3 protein-coding genes and 1 pseudogene are annotated in these 3,185 nt (G+C 33.8%); all 4 read left to right on the forward strand.

The genetic code is table 11. The annotated features are described in order from the left end of the window. Nucleotides 1-568, forward strand: a 568-nt coding sequence (locus tag B0186_RS11700) for a hypothetical protein (protein ID WP_211272440.1), incomplete at its 5' end; no start/stop codon positions are given. Further along, on the forward strand, nucleotides 568-984 hold the full coding sequence (locus B0186_RS09560) for a hypothetical protein (protein WP_078219158.1): 417 nt from the start codon (nucleotides 568-570) through the stop codon (nucleotides 982-984). The genes B0186_RS11700 and B0186_RS09560, both read left to right, overlap by 1 nt. Before the next feature lie 113 nt (nucleotides 985-1,097). Next, a complete protein-coding gene (locus B0186_RS09565; RefSeq protein ID WP_078219159.1) occupies nucleotides 1,098-1,382 on the forward strand; it encodes a hypothetical protein in 285 nt (94 codons plus the stop codon). Between the two features lie 204 nt (nucleotides 1,383-1,586). Continuing rightward, nucleotides 1,587-3,158, forward strand: a pseudogene (locus B0186_RS09575) (VENN motif pre-toxin domain-containing protein); the annotation flags it as partial. Between the last annotated feature and the right edge of the window lie 27 nt (nucleotides 3,159-3,185).

A 3,185-nucleotide genomic window follows, 5' to 3' on the forward strand; every position in this document is an offset into this window, starting at 1 on the left:
AAGGGCGGTGGAGAATAATCATTTAGGAACAATATTATCCAATCCTGAATATGCTTCATCCTTGGTATTAAAATCAGAAGCTGATGCTATAAAGCAAGAAATTATAGAGAAAGCTAATGAAGAAGTTGCTGAAGAAATAGTAAATGTGGCAGACAAATATACCCCTCACTACATATCTATTAGCGGGCAAATGTATGGAATCGGAGGCAAATTTGTGATTAATCTTAGAAATGGGGATGTTTTATCTGGTGGAACATTCTCACCATTAGCAGTCCCTTCAAGAATTGGCACTTCCATGGGTATTAATTTAGGATGGATCACTAACTTAGAAGCATCTGAAATGAAAAATGACTTAGGTCATAGAATAACAGGGGATGCTATCTCTACTGCTATAAAGGGGACTGCTGTAGGTATCAATGCTTGTTATAGTTGGTATTGTGCAGGTTATGGAAAATCTATTTCATCAGATCTGAATAACAAAAGTTATGGGACTTTTGAGCTAGGTATCGGTAAAGGAGGAAGTGGGGGAAGTTTAAATGAAGAATTGATGAGGGATTGGAGTAAATAATGAAATTCAGCTTATCCTACAAAATTATCCTATTACTTTTTATTTTAATTATAAATGGATATACGTTTTTTGGAGAACCGTTCTATAAAGGAGAAATGATAAACAAAGAAAGTAGGGAATTTAACAAATTATTATCAGATGAAATAGAAAAAATGGATGGAGTTATTTTATCTCGTAGAGGAAAACTAAATGGTTTTTTCTCTCTTGATGTTACTTTTGAAAATTCAAGACTATATGATAAAAATAAATTTCTTGAATATATTAAAAGTATAGGTTTTGTTTTAGATGAAGGGATAAGTTCAACATCTAAGGTTAAACTTTTTTGTAAAGGAGAAATAGGAGTTTCGATCAGTGGTAGCATACGATTAAGAATTTATTATGATTATAGAATGAGTGAATGCAAAAATAAGAACTAAAAGGGCTAGCAAAGGAGATAATATTCCATTAGAAGAGCATTGGGATTAAGGCTGGATTTGATGGGTATGATTATTACAGAGATCCAAATAAGAAACTGACAAAAGAGAATTTATTGAATTCAGGGAAAGAACTTACTTTATCAGGAGGATTAGGATTAGCGACTTCTGGGATGCCATTAAGCCTTTCAATTGGGGTGGGGATTACTAGTGATAAAATTAAAAATGGAGATTTTAATTTTAATAAGACTTATTCTTCAAATGTTATAAGTTCTGCATATGAAGAAATACTATATGTACCATCTAATACGATTCTAAATCCAATAATAAAAGAAGTAATTATTAATACATATGAGAGATTTTATGATGAAAAAATTGACAATAAGCAAGATAAAAAATAGTACTTTATTTAAAGTGTTAAAAGCTTCGATTTTTTTTGTTTTAGCTATAAATTTGTTTTTCTTTATTGAGCTTGGTTTTGTTTTTGATGAGAGTATTTTTTGGGCTACTATTAGTAAATTTCCTCTTGTATGCTGTTTATCCTGTATAATTCTTTTTTTGAAAAAGAATATGTGAAGGGATTTTTGTATTAATGGAATATCCAAATGGCGATAAGAGCGGTAACAGGCTTATTACAAGGTATTGCAACCAAAAACACAGGTGCTGCAGCGGTGGGCTTAATTTCGCCTTATGCTAACCAATTTATCAAATCACAAACAGGAGACAACACCACAGCTAATCTTATGGCACATGCTTTATTGGGTGCAATAGAAGCCAAAGCCACAGGCACAAATGCCCTTGCTGGTGCTGCTGGAGCACTCACAGGCGAAGCCACAGCACAGATTATTGCCCAAAAGCTTTATGGCATAGATGGCAAATCGAAAACCACCAATGACCTTAGCGAAAGCGAAAAACAAACCATCACCGCCTTAAGCCAGCTGGCGGGCGGATTAGCTGGCGGCATCATCGGCGATAGCACCACAAGTGCGGTGAGTTCTGCGGATATAGCGAAAAGAGCGGTGGAGAATAATTTCTTAAGTGAAGCCTCGAGAATTAGGCTTAACGAATTAAGAAATAAATATCTAAAAGGAGAAAAACTAACAGTCAAAGAAGAAAAAGAGTTTCTTGTTTTAGTACAAAGCGATCATCAAAGTGATGGTTTGTTAGATAAATTTAGACAAGACCCAAACTCTTTAACAACATTAGAAAGACAACAGTTCTTAATGTATGTGGAGCGTTATCTTCAAGAAAGTATTAGTGGCAAAACGCTATCTGGATATAAGTTTGCGAAACCTATTAATATGTTAGATGCTAAGAAAGCATTTGAGTTTTCATATTTAAATGGAAACCCAACATTAAATAGGGATTACACTTTCCCATATGCAGGAACGAATTGGCAGAAAAATAATGCTGTAGATAATCTTTCTCCTGAATATAAAACTTTAGGTTTTAGAACAGAAAAACACTCTATAGAAGAAGAGATGTATCACAGCATTAGTCGTAAATATAATGCTCTAAGTACTTATTACAATTCTTTTAATGGTAGAGTTGCACTTTCAACAAAAGATGCTTTGGAATATGGTTTAAGTTTATATGGTGGGCAAAATATACTTAAAGGCATCCAAGCTGTAACTAATATTACATCTAACTCAACTAAATTCACATTAGGGATTGCTGGTGCTAGTAGCGTTGGTTCGCAAATGATTTCAACAGGGAGTGTTGATCCAAAAACATTAGGAATTGACTTGGCAACAGCTTATGCATTGAAAGGTAGAGGTTTTACTGCAAATGTATTAGGAAATACAGCTTCGGGAGCATTTAATGGTTATGTAACAGATCAATCTGTAGTTAATGGTGCTATTGGTAGTGGAGTTGGTAGTTTGATAGGTTATGGAACAGGTAAAATAGTCGAATTACCTTTAAACAAAAAATTTAACCCTGATCCTACATGGTTAAAATATAATCCACAGCCATTAAGTAATGAGATACCTTTTATTTATTCTTATAAGAAGGATATACTTCATGGGGTCCTGGGCAATGGTGTTGGTGAGTTAGGAAATAGGATTTATCAGTACCAAAGAGAAAAATATAACAATGGAGAAAATCAGAGGGAAATAAAGCTAAGCTTAAGTCGAGCCTCTCCCATAATTTGTGTAAATACCTGTTTCTGGAGATAATACATCTAGACACAGGTATTTTATTAT

This window comes from Canicola haemoglobinophilus (genome assembly GCF_002015075.1).
GTDB lineage: Bacteria > Pseudomonadota > Gammaproteobacteria > Enterobacterales > Pasteurellaceae > Canicola > Canicola haemoglobinophilus.